The 16,895-nt window shown below is 73.6% G+C and carries 11 protein-coding genes; 4 read left to right on the plus strand and 7 right to left on the minus strand.

Features of this window, described 5'->3' with window-relative positions; all coding sequences use genetic code 11:
• Position 1: 1 nt before the first annotated feature.
• Positions 2-904 (minus strand): acyl-CoA thioesterase, encoded by a 903-nt coding sequence (locus OG553_RS30270; RefSeq protein WP_405982014.1) that lies wholly within the window; start codon positions 902-904, stop codon positions 2-4.
• Between the two features lie 67 nt (positions 905-971).
• Positions 972-3,494 carry a DEAD/DEAH box helicase gene (locus OG553_RS30275; protein ID WP_405982015.1) on the minus strand — a complete coding sequence of 841 codons (2,523 nt, stop codon included), beginning with the start codon at positions 3,492-3,494 and terminating at the stop codon, positions 972-974.
• Between the two features lie 145 nt (positions 3,495-3,639).
• On the opposite strand from OG553_RS30275, the gene OG553_RS30280 reads away from it, so the two are divergent.
• Positions 3,640-4,431 (plus strand): metal-dependent hydrolase, encoded by a 792-nt coding sequence (locus tag OG553_RS30280; protein ID WP_405982016.1) that lies wholly within the window; start codon positions 3,640-3,642, stop codon positions 4,429-4,431.
• Positions 4,432-4,517: 86 nt separating this feature from the next.
• Here the strand turns inward: OG553_RS30280 and OG553_RS30285 are convergent, their stop codons facing one another.
• From OG553_RS30285 to OG553_RS30300, 4 genes are all read right to left on the minus strand, one after another.
• Complete coding sequence (locus OG553_RS30285; RefSeq protein WP_405982017.1) at positions 4,518-6,299, minus strand: ABC transporter ATP-binding protein; 1,782 nt, start codon at positions 6,297-6,299, stop codon at positions 4,518-4,520.
• Positions 6,296-8,125, minus strand: coding sequence for an ABC transporter transmembrane domain-containing protein (locus tag OG553_RS30290; protein WP_405982018.1), 1,830 nt, complete (start codon positions 8,123-8,125; stop codon positions 6,296-6,298). Before OG553_RS30290 ends, OG553_RS30285 begins: the two co-directional genes overlap by 4 nt.
• 141 nt (positions 8,126-8,266) lie before the next feature.
• Positions 8,267-11,203 carry an FAD-binding and (Fe-S)-binding domain-containing protein gene (locus OG553_RS30295; protein WP_405982019.1) on the minus strand — a complete coding sequence of 979 codons (2,937 nt, stop codon included), beginning with the start codon at positions 11,201-11,203 and terminating at the stop codon, positions 8,267-8,269.
• 63 nt (positions 11,204-11,266) lie between these two features.
• The gene (locus OG553_RS30300) at positions 11,267-11,737 is read right to left on the minus strand and encodes a MarR family winged helix-turn-helix transcriptional regulator (protein WP_405982020.1); all 471 of its coding nucleotides are present in this window, start codon (positions 11,735-11,737) and stop codon (positions 11,267-11,269) included.
• Between the two features lie 85 nt (positions 11,738-11,822).
• Here OG553_RS30300 and OG553_RS30305 point away from each other — a divergent pair, with 85 nt between their 5' ends.
• From OG553_RS30305 to OG553_RS30315, 3 genes are all read left to right on the plus strand, one after another.
• Positions 11,823-13,748, plus strand: a complete 1,926-nt coding sequence (locus OG553_RS30305; protein ID WP_405982021.1) for an ABC transporter ATP-binding protein — start codon at positions 11,823-11,825, stop codon at positions 13,746-13,748.
• 62 nt (positions 13,749-13,810) lie between these two features.
• The gene (mltG, locus tag OG553_RS30310; protein ID WP_405982022.1) at positions 13,811-14,716 is read left to right on the plus strand and encodes an endolytic transglycosylase MltG; all 906 of its coding nucleotides are present in this window, start codon (positions 13,811-13,813) and stop codon (positions 14,714-14,716) included.
• Positions 14,717-14,787: 71 nt separating this feature from the next.
• On the plus strand, positions 14,788-15,690 hold the full coding sequence (locus OG553_RS30315) for a hypothetical protein (protein ID WP_405982023.1): 903 nt from the start codon (positions 14,788-14,790) through the stop codon (positions 15,688-15,690).
• Here the strand turns inward: OG553_RS30315 and OG553_RS30320 are convergent.
• Positions 15,603-16,754, minus strand: coding sequence for an FAD-dependent oxidoreductase (locus OG553_RS30320; RefSeq protein ID WP_405983181.1), 1,152 nt, complete (start codon positions 16,752-16,754; stop codon positions 15,603-15,605). The two genes, OG553_RS30315 and OG553_RS30320, sit on opposite strands and share 88 nt — an antisense overlap.
• Positions 16,755-16,895: the final 141 nt, after the last annotated feature.

Below are 16,895 nucleotides of genomic sequence, written 5' to 3' on the forward strand. Positions count from 1 at the left end.
GTCACTGCGGTGAGACGGCGGGCCTGGCCTTGGCGGCCGGGTACGGGCGGAAGAGGCCCTCCTGCACCACGGACACCAGCAGCCTGCCCTCCAGGTCGTAGATGCGGCCGCGGGCCAGCCCCCGGCCGCCGTGGGCGATGGGCGACTCCTGGTCGTACAGGAACCACTCGTCGGCCCGGAACGGCCGGTGGAACCACATGGCGTGGTCGAGCGAGGCCATGTCGAAACCGCGCATGCCCCACAGCGGCTCCACGGGGATGCGCACGGCGTCGAGGAGGGTCATGTCACTGGCGTAGGTGAGGGCGCAGGTGTGCACGAGGGGGTCGTCGCCCAGCGGGCCGACCGCCCGCATCCATACCGCGCTGCGCGGGTCGGCGTCCTTGAGATCCTCGGGGGTCCAGCGGAGCCGGTCCACGTACCGGATGTCGAAGGGCTGACGGCGGGCCATCCGCTCCAGCGCCTCGGGCAGCGTGCCCAGGTGCCCGCGGATCTCGTCCACGACCTTCGGGAGCGTGTCCGGGTGGGGGAAGTCGAGGCGGGGAGGCAGCTGGTGCTCGATGCTGCCCTCCTCCGGGTGATGGAAGGAGGCGGTCAGGTTGAAGATGGTCTTGCCCTGCTGGACGGCGGTGACCCGGCGCGTGGTGAAGGAGCGCCCGTCACGCACCCGCTCCACCTGGTACACGATCGGGACCCCGGGGATGCCCGGGCGCAGGAAGTACGAGTGCAGCGAGTGGACCGGCCGGTCGCTCTCGGTGGTCCGGCCGGCGGCCACCAGCGCCTGGCCGGCGACCTGCCCGCCGAACACGCGCTGGAGGGACTCCTGGGGGCTCGCCCCCCGGAAGATGTTGACCTCGATCTGCTCCAGGTCGAGCAGATCGACCAGTCTCTCGGCGGGGTTCGTCATCACAGGTTCTCCACTGTCGGGTCCGGCGGGCCGGGCAGGGCCGCCCGCGGTGGCTTGCGGGTTCCGGTCAGAGCTCGCCGAGCTCGCCGACCGAGGTGACCCGGATGACGGCCCGGCCCTCCTCGTCGGACGCGGCGAGGTCGACCTCGGCGCTGATGCCCCAGCCATGGTCGCCGTTCGGGTCGGCGAAGGCCTGGCGGACGCGCCACAGGCCGTGCGCCGGGTCCTCCTCGATCTGGAGGAGCTTCGGGCCGCGCGCGTCGGGGCCGGTGCCGAGGTCGTCGTACTCGTCCCAGTACGCGTCCATGGCCTCGCCCCAGGCGTCGGCGTCCCAGCCGGACTCGGCGTCGAGCTCGCCCAGCTGGTCGACGTGGTCCAGGGCCGCCAGCTCGACCCGGCGGAACATCGCGTTGCGGACCAGCACGCGGAACGCGCGGGAGTTGGCAGTGACCGGCTTGACCTGGTCGGCCTTCTCCTGGGCCTGCTCCGCCGTCTCCACCTCAGGGTTCGCCAGCTGCTCCCACTCGTCGAGGAGGCTGGAGTCGACCTGGCGGACCAGCTCGCCCAGCCAGGCGATGAGGTCTTCGAGGTCCTCGGACTTCAGGTCGTCGGGGATGGTGTGGTCCAGCGCCTTGTACGCGCTCGCCAGGTACCGCAGCACGATGCCCTCGGTACGGGCCAGTTCGTAGAAGGAGGTGAACTCGGTGAAGGTCATCGCGCGCTCGTACATGTCGCGGATGATCGACTTCGGGGAGACGGGGTGGTCCCGCACCCAGGGGTGGCTCTTGCTGTAGACGTCGTAGGCGTGGACGAGCAGCTCTTCGAGGGGCTTGGGATAGGTCACCTCCTGGAGGCGCTCCATCCGCTCCTCGTACTCGATGCCGTCGGCCTTCATCGCGCCGACCGCGATGCCCCGCTCCTTGTTCTGCTGGGCCGCCAGGATCTGGCGCGGGTCGTCCAGCGTGGACTCGACGACGGAGACCATGTCCAGGGCGTAGGAGGGGGACTCCGGGTCCAGCAGGTCGAAGGCGGCCAGCGCGAAGGTGGACAGCGGCTGGTTCAGCGCGAAGTCCTGCTGGAGGTCGACGGTGAGCCGGATCGTGCGGCCCTCGGCGTCCGGGGTGTCGAGCTTCTCCACGACACCGCCGTCCAGCAGCGAGCGGTAGATCGCGATGGCCCGGCGGATGTGGCGCAGCTGGGCCTTGCGCGGCTCGTGGTTGTCCTCCAGGAGGTGGCGCATCGCCTGGAAGGCGTCTCCGGGGCGGGCGATCACCGAGAGGAGCATGATGTTGGTGACCTTGAAGCGCGAGGTCAGCGGCTCCGGGTCGGCGGCGATCAGCTTCTCGAAGGTGGTGTCCGACCAGGCCACGAAGCCCTCGGGGGCCTTCTTGCGGACCACCTTGCGGCGCTTCTTCGGGTCGTCCCCGGCCTTCGCGAGGGCCTTCTCGTTCTCGATGACGTGCTCGGGCGCCTGGGCGACCACGAAGCCGGCGGTGTCGAAGCCGGCCCGGCCGGCCCGGCCGGCGATCTGGTGGAACTCCCGGGCGCGCAGCGTGCGGACGCGGTTGCCGTCGTACTTGGTGAGCGCGGTGAACAGCACCGTGCGGATCGGGACGTTGACGCCGACGCCGAGGGTGTCGGTGCCGCAGATGACCTTCAGCAGGCCGGCCTGGGCCAGCTTCTCCACGAGGCGCCGGTACTTGGGCAGCATGCCCGCGTGGTGGACGCCGATGCCGTGGCGGACGTAGCGGGAGAGGTTCTGGCCGAACTTGGTGGTGAAGCGGAAGTTGCCGATCAGCTCCGCGATCTTGTCCTTCTCCTCGCGGGTGCACATGTTGATGCTCATCAGCGACTGCGCCCGCTCGACCGCCTGGGCCTGGGTGAAGTGCACGATGTAGACCGGCGACTGCCGGGTCTCCAGCAGCTCGGTGATGGTGTCGGTGATCGGCGTGGTCACGTACTCGTAGGAGAGCGGGACGGGCCGGGTCGCGGAGCGGACCACCGAGGTCGGGCGGCCGGTCCGGCGGGTCAGGTCCTCCTCGAACCGCTTCACGTCGCCGAGGGTCGCCGACATCAGCACGAACTGCGCCTGCGGCAGTTCGAGCAGCGGGATCTGCCAGGCCCAGCCGCGGTCCTGCTCCGCGTAGAAGTGGAACTCGTCCATCACGACCTGGCCGATGTCGGCGTACTTGCCGTCGCGCAGGGCGATGGAGGCCAGCACCTCGGCGGTGCAGCAGATGACCGGGGCGTCGGCGTTCACGGACGCGTCGCCGGTCAGCATGCCGACGTTCTCGGTGCCGAAGAGCTTGCACAGGTCGAAGAACTTCTCCGACACCAGCGCCTTGATGGGCGCGGTGTAGAAGGTGACCTTGTCCTGGGCCAGCGCGGTGAAGTGCGCTCCGGCCGCCACCAGGCTCTTGCCGGAGCCGGTCGGGGTGGACAGGATCACGTTCGCGCCGGAGACGACCTCGATCAGCGCCTCCTCCTGCGCCGGGTACAGGGTGATGCCCTGGTCCTCCGCCCACGAGGAGAAGGCCTCGAAGAGGGCGTCGGGGTCGGCGGTCGGCGGGAGCTGATCAATGAGGGTCACGCCCCCCATCTTGCCTGGATTCCCCCCGGAAGAGGGAACCGGCGGACGGAGCGAAGATCATCACGGGTACGCTGGGCCGTCGAGGCGGCCCGACCGAATCCCTCCACAGGGCCCCACCACGACAGGACCGGGGCGGGAAACGACCATGATGGGTCCGGCGCACTCACTGTCCGGGGCGGCCGCCTGGCTGGGGGTGGGCGCGGCCGCGGCGGCGTTCGGACACCCGATGCCGTGGCCCGTGCTGGTCGTCGGCGCCCTCATCTGCGCGGGCGCGGCCCTGGCCCCCGACCTCGACCACAAGTCGGCGACGATCTCGCGCGCCTTCGGCCCCCTTTCCCGGGGCCTGTGCGAGGTGGTCGACAAGCTCTCGTACGCCGTCTACAAGGCGACCCGCTCACCGCGCGACGCCCGCCGCAGCGGTGGCCACCGCACACTGACGCACACCTGGCTCTGGGCCGTCCTCATAGGCGCGGGTTCCTCGGCCGTCGCGGTCGGCTTCGACCGCTGGGGCGTGCTGGGGCTGCTCTTCGTGCACCTGGTGCTGGCGGTCGAGGGACTGCTGTGGCGGGCGGCCCGGATGTCCAGCGACGTCCTGGTCTGGCTGCTCGGCGCGACCAGCGCGTGGATCCTGGCGGTGGTGCTCGACGAGCCCGGCAACGGTGCCGGCTGGCTGTTCACCGGCCCGGGCCAGGAGTACCTCTGGCTCGGCCTGCCGGTCCTGCTCGGCGCGCTGGTCCACGACATCGGCGACGCGCTGACGGTCTCCGGCTGCCCCATCCTGTGGCCCCTGCCGATAGCCGGGAAGCGCTGGTACGCGGTGGGACCGCCGAAGATGATGCGCTTCCGGGCCGGCAGCTGGGTCGAGCTCAAGGTGCTCATGCCGGTCTTCATGCTCCTCGGCGGCATGGGCGGCGCGGCGGCCCTCGGCTTCATCTGAGCCCCGGACCGCCCGCCACCCCTTCGCCCACTCGCACGCCGCCCACCCGCAGGCCGCGCACCCGCAGGCCGCGCGGCCCCGCCCGGTCAGCCGTGCCAGGACCGCCACAGGGACGCGTACGCCCCGTCGGCCGCCACCAGCTCGTCGTGCGAGCCGAGTTCGCTGATCCGGCCGCCCTCGACCACCGCGATCACGTCCGCGTCGTGCGCGGTGTGCAGCCGGTGCGCGATCGCGATGACCGTACGGCCGTCCAGCACCCGCGCCAGCGAACGCTCCAGGTGCCGGGCCGCGCGCGGGTCCAGCAGCGAGGTCGCCTCGTCCAGCACCAGCGTGTGCGGATCCGCCAGCACCAGCCGGGCCAGCGCCACCTGCTGGGCCTGGGCCGGGGTCAGTGCGCTCCCGCCGGAACCGACCTCGGTGTCCAGCCCCGACTCCAGCGCCCGCGCCCAGCCGTCGGCGTCCACCGCGCCCAGCGCCGCCCACAACTCGGCGTCCGCCGCGCCCGTCCGGGCCAGGCGCAGGTTGTCCCGCAGGGTGCCCACGAACACGTGGTGCTCCTGGTTGACCAGCGCCACGTGCTCGCGCACCCGCTCCGCGGGCATCCGCGACAGCCGGGCCCCGCCCAGCGTGACCTCGCCCGTCCGCGGCGCGTAGACGCCCGCCAGCAGCCGGCCCAGCGTGGACTTCCCCGCTCCCGAAGGGCCCACCAGGGCCATCCGGGTGCCCGGCGGCACGGACATCGACACCCGGTGCAGGACGTCCACGCCCTCCCGGTAGCCGAAGCGCACCTCCTGCGCCCGCACGTCCCGCCCCTCGGGGGCGACCGCCCGGTCGCCGGCGTCCGGCTCGATCTCCCGTACGCCCACCAGCCTCGCCAGCGACACCTGGGCGATCTGCAGCTCGTCGTACCAGCGCAGGATCAGGCCGATCGGGTCGACCATCATCTGCGCCAGCAGCGTCCCCGTGGTCAGCTGCCCCACCGACAGCCAGCCCCGCAGCACGCAGTAGCCGCCGATCATCAGCACCGCGCCGAGGATCGTCACGTAGGTGACGTTGACGACGGGGAACAGGACCGTCCGCAGGAACAGCGTGTACCGCTCCCACGCCGTCCACTCCTTGATCCGCCGCTCCGACAGCTCGATCCGGCGCCCGCCCAGGCGGTGCGCCTCGACCGTGCGCCCCGCGTCGACCGTCTCGGTCAGCACGGCCGCGACCGCCGCGTACCCGGCGGCCTCCGAGCGGTAGGCCGAAGGGGCCCGCCGGAAGTACCAGCGGCACCCGACGACCAGCACCGGCAGCGCCACCAGCGCGGCCAGCGCCAGCGGGGGCGCGGTGACCGCGAGGGCGCCGTAGAGCAGCCCGGCCCACACCACGCCGATGGCCAGCTGCGGCACGGCCTCGCGCATCGCGTTGGCGAGCCGGTCGATGTCGGTGGTGATCCGCGACAGCAGGTCGCCGGTGCCGGCCCGCTCCAGGACGCCCGGCGGCAGGCCGACCGAGCGCACCAGGAAGTCCTCGCGCAGGTCGGCCAGCATCTCCTCGCCGAGCATCGCCCCGCGCAGCCGCACCAGCCGCACGAAGCAGGTCTGCACGGCCAGCGCCACCGCGAACAGCAGCGCCACCCGCCCGAGACGGAGTTCCCGCGCCCCCGCCGAGAGACCGTCCACGACCTGCCCCAGCAGGTACGGGCCGGCCATGGAGGCGACCACCGCGACCGCGTTGACGCAGACCAGCACCACGAAGGCACGCCGGTGCCGCCGCAGCAGCCCGCGCACGTAGCCCCGTACGGTCGCCGACGTGCCCACCGGCAGGGTGGCGGCCGTTTCGGGGGCCGCCGGGTCGTGTTGCGGCGGAGCCACGCCGATCATGCGGATTCCTCGATCCCTGTGAGTTCCTCGGCCGGTACGGCCGCGCCCGCCGCGGCCGACCGCTGTTCCTCTTCCGTCTCCCGGGTGACGACCGCCCGGTAGCGCGGTTCCCCGCGCATCAGCTCCCGGTGGGTGCCCGCCGCCACCGCCCGCCCCTCGTGGACCAGGACGACCCGGTCCGCGCGGTCCAGCAGCAGCGGCGAGGACGCCAGGACCACCGTCGTGCGCCCGGCGCGCAGCTCCGCGACCCCCTCGGCGATCCGCGCCTCGGTGTGCGAGTCCACCGCCGACGTCGGCTCGTCCAGCACGAGCACCTCCGGGTCGGTGACCAGGGACCTGGCCAGCGCGAGCCGCTGGCGCTGCCCGCCCGACAGGGACCGGCCGCGCTCGGTGATCCGCGCGTCCATCGGGTCCTCCACGCCTTCCGGGGCCGACTGGAGCAGGGCGTCCAGGACGTCTCCGCAGCGGGCGGCGGCCAGCGCCGCCCCCGCCGTGACCGCCCCAGAGGCCGGTACGTCGAACAGCTCCCGCAGCGTCCCGGACAGCAGCACCGGATCCTTGTCCTGTACGAGGACCAGCCCGCGCGCCGCGTCCAGCGGGAGTCCGTCCAGCGCGACCCCGCCCAGCAGCACCGGGAGCGTCCCGCCCGCCCCGTCCACGGGGTGCCCGCCGAGCCGCTCCGCGAGCCGTCCCGCCAGGTCAGGGTCCCCGCACACCACCGCGGTCAGCCGCCCGGCCGGGGCCAGCAGCCCCGTGCCGGGGTCGTACAGGTCCCCGCCCGGTGACGGAGCGGCCGCCTCCGCCGGGGCGGAGCCCTCCGCCCCGTCCTCCGTGCGCGTCAGCGACAGCACGCGCGCCGCACGCGCGGCCGAGGGCCGCGAGAAGGAGTAGGCCTGCGCGATCTCCTCGAAGTGCCGCAACGGGTACAGCATCGTGGCCACGGCGCTGAAGGCCGCGACGAGTTCGCCGACCGACAGCCGGCCGTCCCGCACGAGCACCGCCCCGTACCAGACCACGGTGATCAGCAGGGCGCCCGGCAGCAGCACCTGGACCGCGGAGATCAGGGCCCACATCCGCGCACTGCGCACGGCCGCCTCGCGGACCTCCTGGGATGCCTCCCGGTAGCGGCCCAGGAACAGTTCCTCACCGCCGATGCCGCGCAGCACCCGCAGGCCCGCCACGGTGTCCGAGGCCAGCTCGGTGGCCTTGCCGGCCTTCTCCCGCTGGAGGTCCGCGCGCCGGGTGGCGCGCGGCAGCAGCGGCAGCACCGACAGGGCGAGCACCGGCACGCCCGCCGCGACGACCACGCCGATGGCCGGGGCGTAGAAGAGCAGGCCCACGCAGATGGCGACGACCGCGAACGCGGCGGCCAGGAAGCGGGACACCGCCTCGACGAACCATCCGATCTTTTCCACGTCGCCTGTCGAGACGGTGGTGACTTCTCCCGCCGCGACCCGGCGGGTCAGCGCGGAGCCCAGTTCGGCGGTCTTCCGGGCGAGCAGCTGCTGCACCCGGGCGGCCGCGGTGATCCAGTTGGTGACGGCGGTGCGGTGCAGCATGGCGTCGCCGACGGAGATGGCCGCGCCGAACAGCAGGAGCAGCCCGCCGGCCAGCAGCAGTCCGGCGCCGTCGCGGTCCACGACCGCCTCGACGCCCACGCCGACCGTGTAGGGCAGCCCGGCGACCCCGCAGAAGTGCACCAGGCCCCAGGCCAGGCTCCGGGCCTGGCCGCCGAGCTGTCCCCGGCCCAGCCACCACAGGAAGCGGGGCCCGGAGCGGGCGTCGGGTACCCCGGGATCCGGATAGGGAAGATCGCTGATCTGCATGACGCCCCATGACTGGTCGAATGAGTGCAACCCGCGCAAGGTTCGTCTCAGTGACCGGACCGGGGCAATCGATTTTCCGGCCCGGGGGCGCGCGTACGGCGCACGCTCCGGCTCGCCCGCCTCGGCGTGCGCCGGGGGTGCTCAGGGGCGCGTCGCCCGCTCCAGCTCGATCAGCGCCGAGTGGTAGTGGCGGCCCGTGGCCCGGTCCATGCCCACCTCGCACATCCGGTTCGCCGACAGGTGCGCGTCGAACTGCCGTGCCGTCACCTCCGCGGCCTCCCGCGCCGTCGCCGAGGTCGTCAGCTCCGGGTGCAGCATCCCCCGGTCGCCCGCGAAGGCGCAGCAGCCCGCGTCGTCCGGGACCACCACCTCCGCGGCGCAGGCCCCGGCCACGGTGTGCAGCTGCGCCTCGTCGCCGAGGTGCCGCATCGAGCAGGTCGGGTGGAGGACCGCCGAGCCGAGGGTGCGCCGGACCTCCAGGTGCGGCAGCAGCTCCTCCGCCGCCCACACGACGGAGTCGACGATCCGCAGCTCGGCATGGAGGGCGAGGTTGTCCGCCGTCAGGAACGGGACCACCTCGCGGGCGAGCCCCAGGGTGCAGGAGGACGCGTCCACCACCAGCGGCAGCCGTCCCCCGGCCGTCCAGCCCCAGGCGGCCTCGACGATCCGGTTGGCCATCAGCCGGTTGCCGGCCCCGTAGCCCTTGGAGTGCCAGATCGTCGCGCAGCAGGTCCCGGCCACGTCGCCGGGGATCCACACCGGCTTCCCGGCCCGTTCCGACACCGCCACCACCGCCTCCGGCAGCGAGGGCCCGGGGTCCCCCGGGGACCCGCCGAAGATCCGGTTGACGCAGGCCGGGTAGTACACGGCGGCCGCGCCCACCCGCCGGGTCACGGGCAGCCGCCGCGCGGCGGCCCCGGGGACCTGCGGCAGCCACTGCGGCACCAGGTCGGGGCGTACGGCCTTGCGCGCCGCACCCGTGACGGCCTCCAGCACCCGGTCCCCGAGGGCGTGCGCGATCCGCTCGGAGGCGGCCACGGCCAGCCGGGCACCGGCCTCGACGGTACGGAACCGCCGGGCGGCCAGCTCGGCGGCCCGCTCCTCGCGCGCGCCGTGCCGACGGTGGCGGAAGTCCCGCATCAGCGCGCCGGTGTCGATCCCGACCGGGCAGGCGAGCCCGCAGGTGGAATCGCCCGCGCAGGTGTCGACGGCGTCGTACCCGTAGGCGCCGAGCAGTTCGGCGAGCACGGGGGAGCCCGGCTGCTGGCGCGTCATCTCGCGGCGCAGCACGATCCGCTGGCGCGGAGTGGTCGTCAGATCGCCGCTGGGGCAGGTCGGTTCGCAGAACCCGCACTCGATGCAGGGATCCGCCACGTCCTCCACCCGCGGGATCGTCTTGAGGCCGCGCAGGTGGGCCAGCGGATCGCGGTCGAGGAGGACGCGCGGGGCCAGCACGCAGTCCGGGTCGACGAGCCGCTTGGTGCGCCACATGAGGTCGGCGGCCTTCGTCCCCCACTCCAGTTCCAGGAAGGGGGCCATGTTGCGGCCGGTGGAGTGCTCGGCCTTCAGCGAGCCGTCGAACCGCTCCACCGTGAGGTGGCAGAAGGCGTCCATGAACGCCGCGTACCGCTCCACGTCGGCGGGCCGGGCGGCGTCGAAGGCGAGCAGGAAGTGCAGGTTGCCGTGGGCCGCGTGCCCGGCGACGGCCGCGTCGAAGCCGTGCTCCGCCTGGAGCGCCAGCAGCGCCTCGCAGGCCTCCGCCAGCCGTGACGGCGGCACCGCGAAGTCCTCGGTGATCAGGGTGGTGCCGGGCGGGCGGGCCCCGCCGACGGCGGTGACGAAGGCCTTGCGGGCCTTCCAGTACCCGGCGATCACGGCCGGGTCGCCCGTGAAGGCGTTGGTCACGGAGGCGACCGGCGCGACCAGCTCCAGCTCCGGCAGCACCGCGGCCGCGCGGCGCTCGTACTCGGCGCGGCCCGCCGCGTCCGCCGCCCGGAACTCCACCAGCAGCGCGGCGGTGTCCTTCGGCAGCTCGGCCCAGTCGGCGGGCACGCCCGCGACGCTGACCGAGGCGCGCAGGGTGTTCCCGTCCATCAGCTCGACCGCGATGGCGCCCGCCCCGTTGAAGAGCGGTACGGCGGCGGCCGCGGCGGGCAGGGACGGGAAGAAGAGCAGCGCGCTCGTGAGCTCGCGGTCCAGGGGCAGGGTGTCGAAGACGACCTCGGCGATGAAGCCGAGCGTGCCCTCCGAGCCGACCATCAGGCCGCGCAGGATCTCGACGGGCGTGGTGCCGTCCAGGTAGGCGTCGAGACGGTAGCCGGTGGTGTTCTTGATCTCGTACTTGGCCCGGATCCGGGCGACGAGGGCCGGGTCCGCCTCGATCTCCCGCTTGAGCTCCATCAGCCCGTGGCACAGGCCCGGTTCCGCGCGGGCCAGCTCCTCGTCCGCGAGCGGGTCGGCGGTGTCCACGACGGTGCCGGTCGGCAGGACCAGGGTGAGGGAGGACAGGGTGCGGTACGAGTTCCGCGTGGTCCCGGCCGTCATGCCGGAGGAGTTGTTGGCGACGACCCCGCCGAGGGTGCAGGCCACGGCGCTGGCCGGGTCGGGGCCCAGGATCCTGCCGTGCCGGGCCAGGGCGGCATTGGCCCGGAAGACGGTGGTGCCGGGCCGGATCCGGGCCCGCCGGCCCTCCTCCAGCACTTCGACGCCCGTCCAGTGGCGGCGTACGTCGACGAGGATGTCCTCGCCCTGCGCCTGGCCGTTCAGGGAGGTCCCGGCGGCCCGGAAGACCACCTCGCGCTGCTTCCCGTGGGCGTACGAGAGGACCGCGGAGACGTCGTCGATGTCCTCGGCGACCACCACGACCTGCGGGACGAACCGGTACGGGGAGGCGTCGGTGGCGTAGCGGACCAGGTCGGAGACCTTCCACAGCACCTTCTCGGCGCCGAGCAGCCCGCTCAGCTCGGCGCGCAGGGCAGGCGGGGTGCCGCCGGCCAGCCGGTCGGGGACCCGGTCGGGGGCGGGGGCGTGCGGGCCGCGCGGGCGCAGGGCTCCCGGCTTCGGTTCGAACAGCGGCATCAGCAGCCCCTTGTCCCTGGGGGTCCGGGGCGGCCGCCGGTGCCGGCGCCCGCCCCGCCCGTCTCAGCAGCGGCGCTCCGCGGGAGCGTCCGCCAGCGCGTTCAGCAGGCCGCCGAGCACCTCGCGCTGTCCGGCGGTCAACGGAGCAAGGATCTCCTCTGCGGCGTCGGTCCGCGCGTTGCGCAGACGGCGCAGCGTGGCGCGACCGGTTTCGGTGAGCTCGATCCGGATCACCCGGCGGTTCGCGGGGTCGGGCACGCGGCGCACGCAGTCGGCCGCCTCCAGCCCGTCCACCAGGGTGGTCACGGCGCGCGGCACGACCTCAAGACGTGTTGCCAGGTCGGCCATTCGGGGCGGCTGGTCCCCGCCGTGGTGCGAGACGAGGCGCAGCAGCCGGCCCTGGGCGGGGGTGATCCCGAGCGGCTCCATGTACCGCTTCTGGATGCGGTGGAGCCGGCGCGTGAGGCGCAGCAGCTGCTCGGCGAGGACGCCGTCGGTCGAATCGCGGGTGTCGGTCTCGGAACCGGTGCTCATACTGGGAACAGTAGCAGGACCGAATTCATTGTGAGCATAGGTAACAATGAGCTAAGCTCATCGCAGTCCCGCCTGAAGGAGGCCCATGCCCCACGACGAACCGAAGTGGACCCCATCGAACGAAGCCCTCGACCCCACCCGCCCGGCCCCGGCGGACCGACCCCGCGAGCTGCGCCGCATCCTCGGCCTGTTCCGCCCCTACCGCGGCCGGCTCGCCGTGGTCGGAGCCCTCGTGGGCGCGTCCTCGCTGGTCGGTGTGGCCTCCCCGTTCCTGCTCAAGGAGATCCTGGACGTCGCGATCCCCCAGGGCCGGACCGGGCTGCTCAGCCTGCTCGCCCTCGGCATGATCCTCACGGCGGTCGTGACCAGCGTCTTCGGCGTGCTCCAGACGCTGATCTCCACCACGGTCGGCCAGCGCGTCATGCACGACCTGCGCACCGCCGTCTACGCCCAGCTCCAGCGGATGCCCCTGGCCTTCTTCACCCGCACCCGCACCGGCGAGGTGCAGTCCCGGATAGCCAACGACATCGGCGGCATGCAGGCCACCGTCACCTCGACCGCGACCTCGCTCGTGTCGAACCTGACCGCCGTGATCGCCTCCGTCGTCGCGATGCTCGCGCTCGACTGGCGGCTGACCGTGGTCTCCCTCCTGCTGCTGCCCGTTTTCGTGTGGATCAGCCGCCGGGTCGGCCGCGAGCGCAAGAAGATCACCATGCAGCGGCAGAAGCAGATGGCCGCCATGGCCGCGACCGTCACCGAGTCCCTCTCGGTCAGCGGCATCCTGCTCGGCCGCACCATGGGCCGCTCGCAGTCCCTCACCGACGCCTTCTCCGACGAGTCCGAGAAGCTCGTCGGCCTGGAAGTGCGCTCCAGCATGGCCGGGCGCTGGCGGATGTCCACCATCGGCATCGTCATGGCCGCCATGCCCGCCCTGATCTACTGGGCCGCCGGCATCGCCCTGCAGACCGGCGCGCCCTCGCTCTCCGTCGGCACCCTGGTCGCCTTCGTCACCCTCCAGCAGGGCCTGTTCCGGCCCGCCGTGAGCCTGCTGTCGACCGGTGTGCAGATCCAGACCTCGCTCGCCCTCTTCGCCCGCATCTTCGAGTACCTCGACCTGCCGGTGGACATCGCCGAGCGGGACGAGCCCGTGCGGCTGGACCGCGCCAAGGGCGAGGTCCGCCTGGAGGACGTGCACTTCGCCTACGAGGCCAAGACCGGCCCCACCCTCACCGGCATCGACATCACCGTCCCGGCCGGCGGCTCCCTCGCCGTGGTGGGCCCCACAGGATCCGGCAAGAGCACCCTCAGCTACCTGGTGCCGAGGCTCTACGACGTGACCGGCGGACGGGTCGCCCTCGACGGGGTGGACGTACGCGACCTCGACTTCGACTCGCTGGCCCGCTCCATAGGCGTGGTCTCCCAGGAGACCTACCTCTTCCACGCCTCCGTCGCCGACAACCTCCGCTTCGCCAAACCCGACGCCACGAGCGAGGAGATCGTCGAGGCCGCCCGCGCGGCACAGATCCACGACCACATCGAATCCCTGCCCGACGGCTACGACACCCTGGTCGGCGAGCGCGGCTACCGCTTCTCCGGCGGCGAGAAGCAGCGCCTGGCCATCGCCCGCACGATCCTGCGCGACCCGCCGGTGCTCATCCTCGACGAGGCCACCAGCGCACTCGACACCCGCACCGAGCACGCCGTGCAGCGGGCCATCGACAACCTCTCCAAGGGCCGCACCACCATCACCATCGCCCACCGCCTCTCCACCGTCCGCGACGCCGACCAGATCGTGGTCCTGGACGCGGGCCGGATAGCCGAGCGCGGGACGCACGAGGAACTGCTGGACGCCGGCGGCCGCTACGCCGCACTGGTCCGCCGCGACCGGGACGCCGCCCAGGCGCACGACCGGGAGCGGGACGCCTCCGGGAGAGGTTCCGCGGGAGGGCCCGCGGGGGAACCCGCAGGGGAGTCGGAGGGGGAGTCCGTACCCACTCCGGTGAACGTGTGATCGTACGACCGGGGCGGGGTGTGATGCCCGGAAGGCCCCGGTTCGGGGGTTAACGTGCCCGCATGCACGACGAGTACCGGCCGAACCAGCCGCACCAGCCGCCGCCGCGCCGCTCCCGGCTCACCCGGCGGGGCCGCCTGACGCTCCTCGCCGGCGCGCTCCTCGGCATCGGGCTCGCCACGGTGGTGGTCGAACCCCTGCTGCCCCGGGAGGAAGCGCCCGAGAAGCCGCGCCAGTTGCTGATCCCCGAAGGATGGCGGGCCGCACAGGTCTACGCCGCCGTCGACCGCGAACTGCGGCTCCCCGCCGGCACCACCGAATCGGCCGCCGCCACGGCGGCCCTGGACCTGCCGGCGGAGGCCAAGGGCAACCCGGAGGGCTACCTCTTCCCGGCGACCTACCCGGTCACCAAGGACTCCACCCCGGCCGCGCTGCTCTCCTTCATGGTCCGCACGGCCAACCGGAAGCTCGCCACCAAGGCCGTCGCCGACGGCGGCAAGGCACACGGGATGACCCCGTACCAGACGGCCACCCTCGCCAGCGTCATCGAGGCGGAGGCCGACAACCCGGCCGACATGGGCAAGGTCTCCCGGGTGGTGCACAACCGGCTGGCCAAGTCGATGCCGCTCCAGATGGACTCCACCATCAACTACGCTCTGGGCCGCAACACCGTGGACACCACCCTCGGCGACACCCGCATCGACCACCCCTTCAACACCTATGCCCGCCAGGGCCTGCCACCCACCCCCATCGACAGCCCGGGCCTGCGGGCCATGGCCGCCGCGGTCGCGCCGACGCCCGGCGACTGGCTGTTCTTCGTCACCGTCAAACCCGGCGACACCCGCTTCTCGGCGACCTACGAAGAACACAAGAAGCACGTCGCCGAGTTCAACCGGCTGCGCGCCGCCGCCGGACCTTCCGCGAAGGCCCCCTCCGGACCTCCCGCGAAGCCCCCCGCCGCGAAATGAGCAGGCGCCCGCCCCGCGCCCCGCCTACCATCGGCCGCCTGGCGGACGCGCGGACGGGGGGCGGCGGAGCAATGGGACGGCCATGGTGGACACGTCGTACGAGGACCCGCGCGGCCGCGCCGACCCCGTCGGACGGCACCGCACCCCGGGCGGAGGAAGCGGACGGGACCCCGGAGACGACAGCCGCCCGCGCACACCTGGAGGAACTCTGGGGCAGCGACGTCGCCGACTGGCAGCAGTGGCTCGCCCGCTCCCCTCACGGCGTCGACCTGCTCCTGTGGTGGCACCGGCAGCGCGAGCTCACCGCCCTCGTCGGCCCCGACGCCTACCGCGAACGCCTCGCCCGGCTGCTGTCCCGGGCCGCCCCGCGCGACGTCGCCGCCATGGGTCTGGGCTGCAGCCGCCGGGTCGACCGGCGCTGCCGCGCCCCGGAGGTCTGCGGCCAGGACCCCGCCCCGTCCCCGCCCGGCGGCCCCGCCCCCCGCGGGACCGGACCCGTGCCCGGGGCCTGCGGCCGCTTCACCGACTGCTACACCTCGCACGAGATCCGGGTCCACTTCACCGACGACGACCGGCACAGCACGGTGCTCCTGCTCCGCGGTGGCCCGGACGCGGCCCGCATGTGGGTGGACGGGGTCCCCGTCGGCGAGGGCCACTGGCTGGACGACGGCGGCTGGTGGCAGGACGACCGCTTCTACGTGATCCGCGTCGACGGCCCCGAGGACCATCCGCTCCAGCAGCCCGGCGACATCGGGGACTGGCTCCACAGGATCGTCTCCCTCCTCGTGTACGACGCCGAGCGGGCCGTGGCGCACGTACTCGTCCCCGGGCCCGCCGAGGCGTGGACGGACCCGGTGCTGGCCATCCGCGACGGCGTCGTCCGCGTCTACGCGACCGTGGAGGCCCGCGAAGCCGGCTCCGCCGACCGGGAGCTCCCGCTGGACGCCTTCGGCCCGGCCCCGGCCGGGGGCTGAGCCGCCACCGGCCCCCGGGCCAGCAGGCGGCGTATCCCGCGCACCGCCGCGCCCCCCGCCCGGTTGGCGCCGATGGTGGAGGCCGACGGGCCGTAGCCCACCAGGTGCACACGCTCGTCGCGCACCGCCCTGGTCCCCTCCAGCCGGATCCCGCCGCCCGGCTCGCGCAGCCGCAGCGGGGCCAGGTGGTCGACGGCCGCCCGGAAGCCGGTGGCCCACAGGATCACGTCGGCGTCCACGCTCCGCCCGTCCGCCCACGCCACACCGGTCGGGGTGATCCGGTCGAAGACGGGAAGCCGCTCCAGCACCCCGGAGTCCAGCCCCGCCCGCACGGCCTCGGTGAGGGCCAGCCCGGTCACGCTGACCACGCTCCGCGGCGGCAGCCCCCGCCGGACCCGCTCCTCCACCAGCGCCACCGCCGCCCGGCCCTCCGCCTCCCCGAAGGCGCCCTCTCGGAACACGGGCGGCCGCCGGGTGACCCAGGTCGTCCCCGCCGCCACCTCGGAGACCTCCAGCAGGTGCTGCACCGCCGAGGTGCCGCCGCCCACCACGACCACCCGGGCCCCGGCGAACGCCCCGGGCCCGGGGTAGTCCGCGGTGTGCAGCTGGCGGCCCCGGAACAGCTCCTGGCCCGGGTACCGCGGCCAGAACGGCCGGTCCCAGGTCCCGGTGGCGTTGACCAGTGCCCGCGCCGACCAGCTCCCGGACGCCGACTCCACGAGCAGCCGCCCGCCGCCGCCCTCGCGCACGGCCGTCACGTCCACGGGCCGCCGCACCGGCAGCCGGAACCGCTCCTCGTACGCCGCGAAGTACTCCCCGATCACCTCGGACGAGGGCCGCAGCGGATCGGCGCCGACCAGCTCCATCCCGGGCAGCGCGTGCATGCCGTGCACCTTGCCGTAGGTCAGCGAGGGCCACCGGAACTGCCAGGCCCCGCCGGGCCGCGGCGAGTGGTCCAGCACGACGTGGCCGATCCCGGCCCGGGCCAGGTGGTAGGCACTGGAAAGCCCCGCCTGCCCGGCCCCGACGACCACCACGTCCACGTCCGCCGCGTCCTTCAGCATTTCGTTCACGGTTCTACTAACTGGCGGGGTGCGGGGGATCTTCCCGGATGATCCGAAGCCCTGCGAGGCGTGGTGGAGCGTCGCTAGAGTCGGCTGCGTCACAGGCGACGACGGCTTGCACTCTTGGGGGCTCGGTGGGGC

Origin of the sequence: Streptomyces sp. NBC_00158 (assembly GCF_045160885.1) — a bacterium.
GTDB lineage: Bacteria > Actinomycetota > Actinomycetes > Streptomycetales > Streptomycetaceae > Streptomyces.

Bases quoted from the DNA above. Each gene is read 5' to 3' on its own strand.
- OG553_RS30270 (WP_405982014.1), bottom strand. From the start codon at position 904: ATGACGAACCCCGCCGAGAGACTGGTCGATCTGCTCGACCTGGAGCAG.
- OG553_RS30280 (WP_405982016.1), top strand. From the start codon at position 3,640: ATGATGGGTCCGGCGCACTCACTGTCCGGGGCGGCCGCCTGGCTGGGG.
- OG553_RS30285 (WP_405982017.1), bottom strand. From the start codon at position 6,299: ATGATCGGCGTGGCTCCGCCGCAACACGACCCGGCGGCCCCCGAAACG.
- OG553_RS30290 (WP_405982018.1), bottom strand. From the start codon at position 8,125: ATGCAGATCAGCGATCTTCCCTATCCGGATCCCGGGGTACCCGACGCC.
- OG553_RS30295 (WP_405982019.1), bottom strand. From the start codon at position 11,203: ATGCCGCTGTTCGAACCGAAGCCGGGAGCCCTGCGCCCGCGCGGCCCG.
- OG553_RS30300 (WP_405982020.1), bottom strand. From the start codon at position 11,737: ATGAGCACCGGTTCCGAGACCGACACCCGCGATTCGACCGACGGCGTC.
- OG553_RS30305 (WP_405982021.1), top strand. From the start codon at position 11,823: ATGCCCCACGACGAACCGAAGTGGACCCCATCGAACGAAGCCCTCGAC.
- mltG (WP_405982022.1), top strand. From the start codon at position 13,811: ATGCACGACGAGTACCGGCCGAACCAGCCGCACCAGCCGCCGCCGCGC.
- OG553_RS30315 (WP_405982023.1), top strand. From the start codon at position 14,788: ATGGGACGGCCATGGTGGACACGTCGTACGAGGACCCGCGCGGCCGCG.
- OG553_RS30320 (WP_405983181.1), bottom strand. From the start codon at position 16,754: ATGCTGAAGGACGCGGCGGACGTGGACGTGGTGGTCGTCGGGGCCGGG.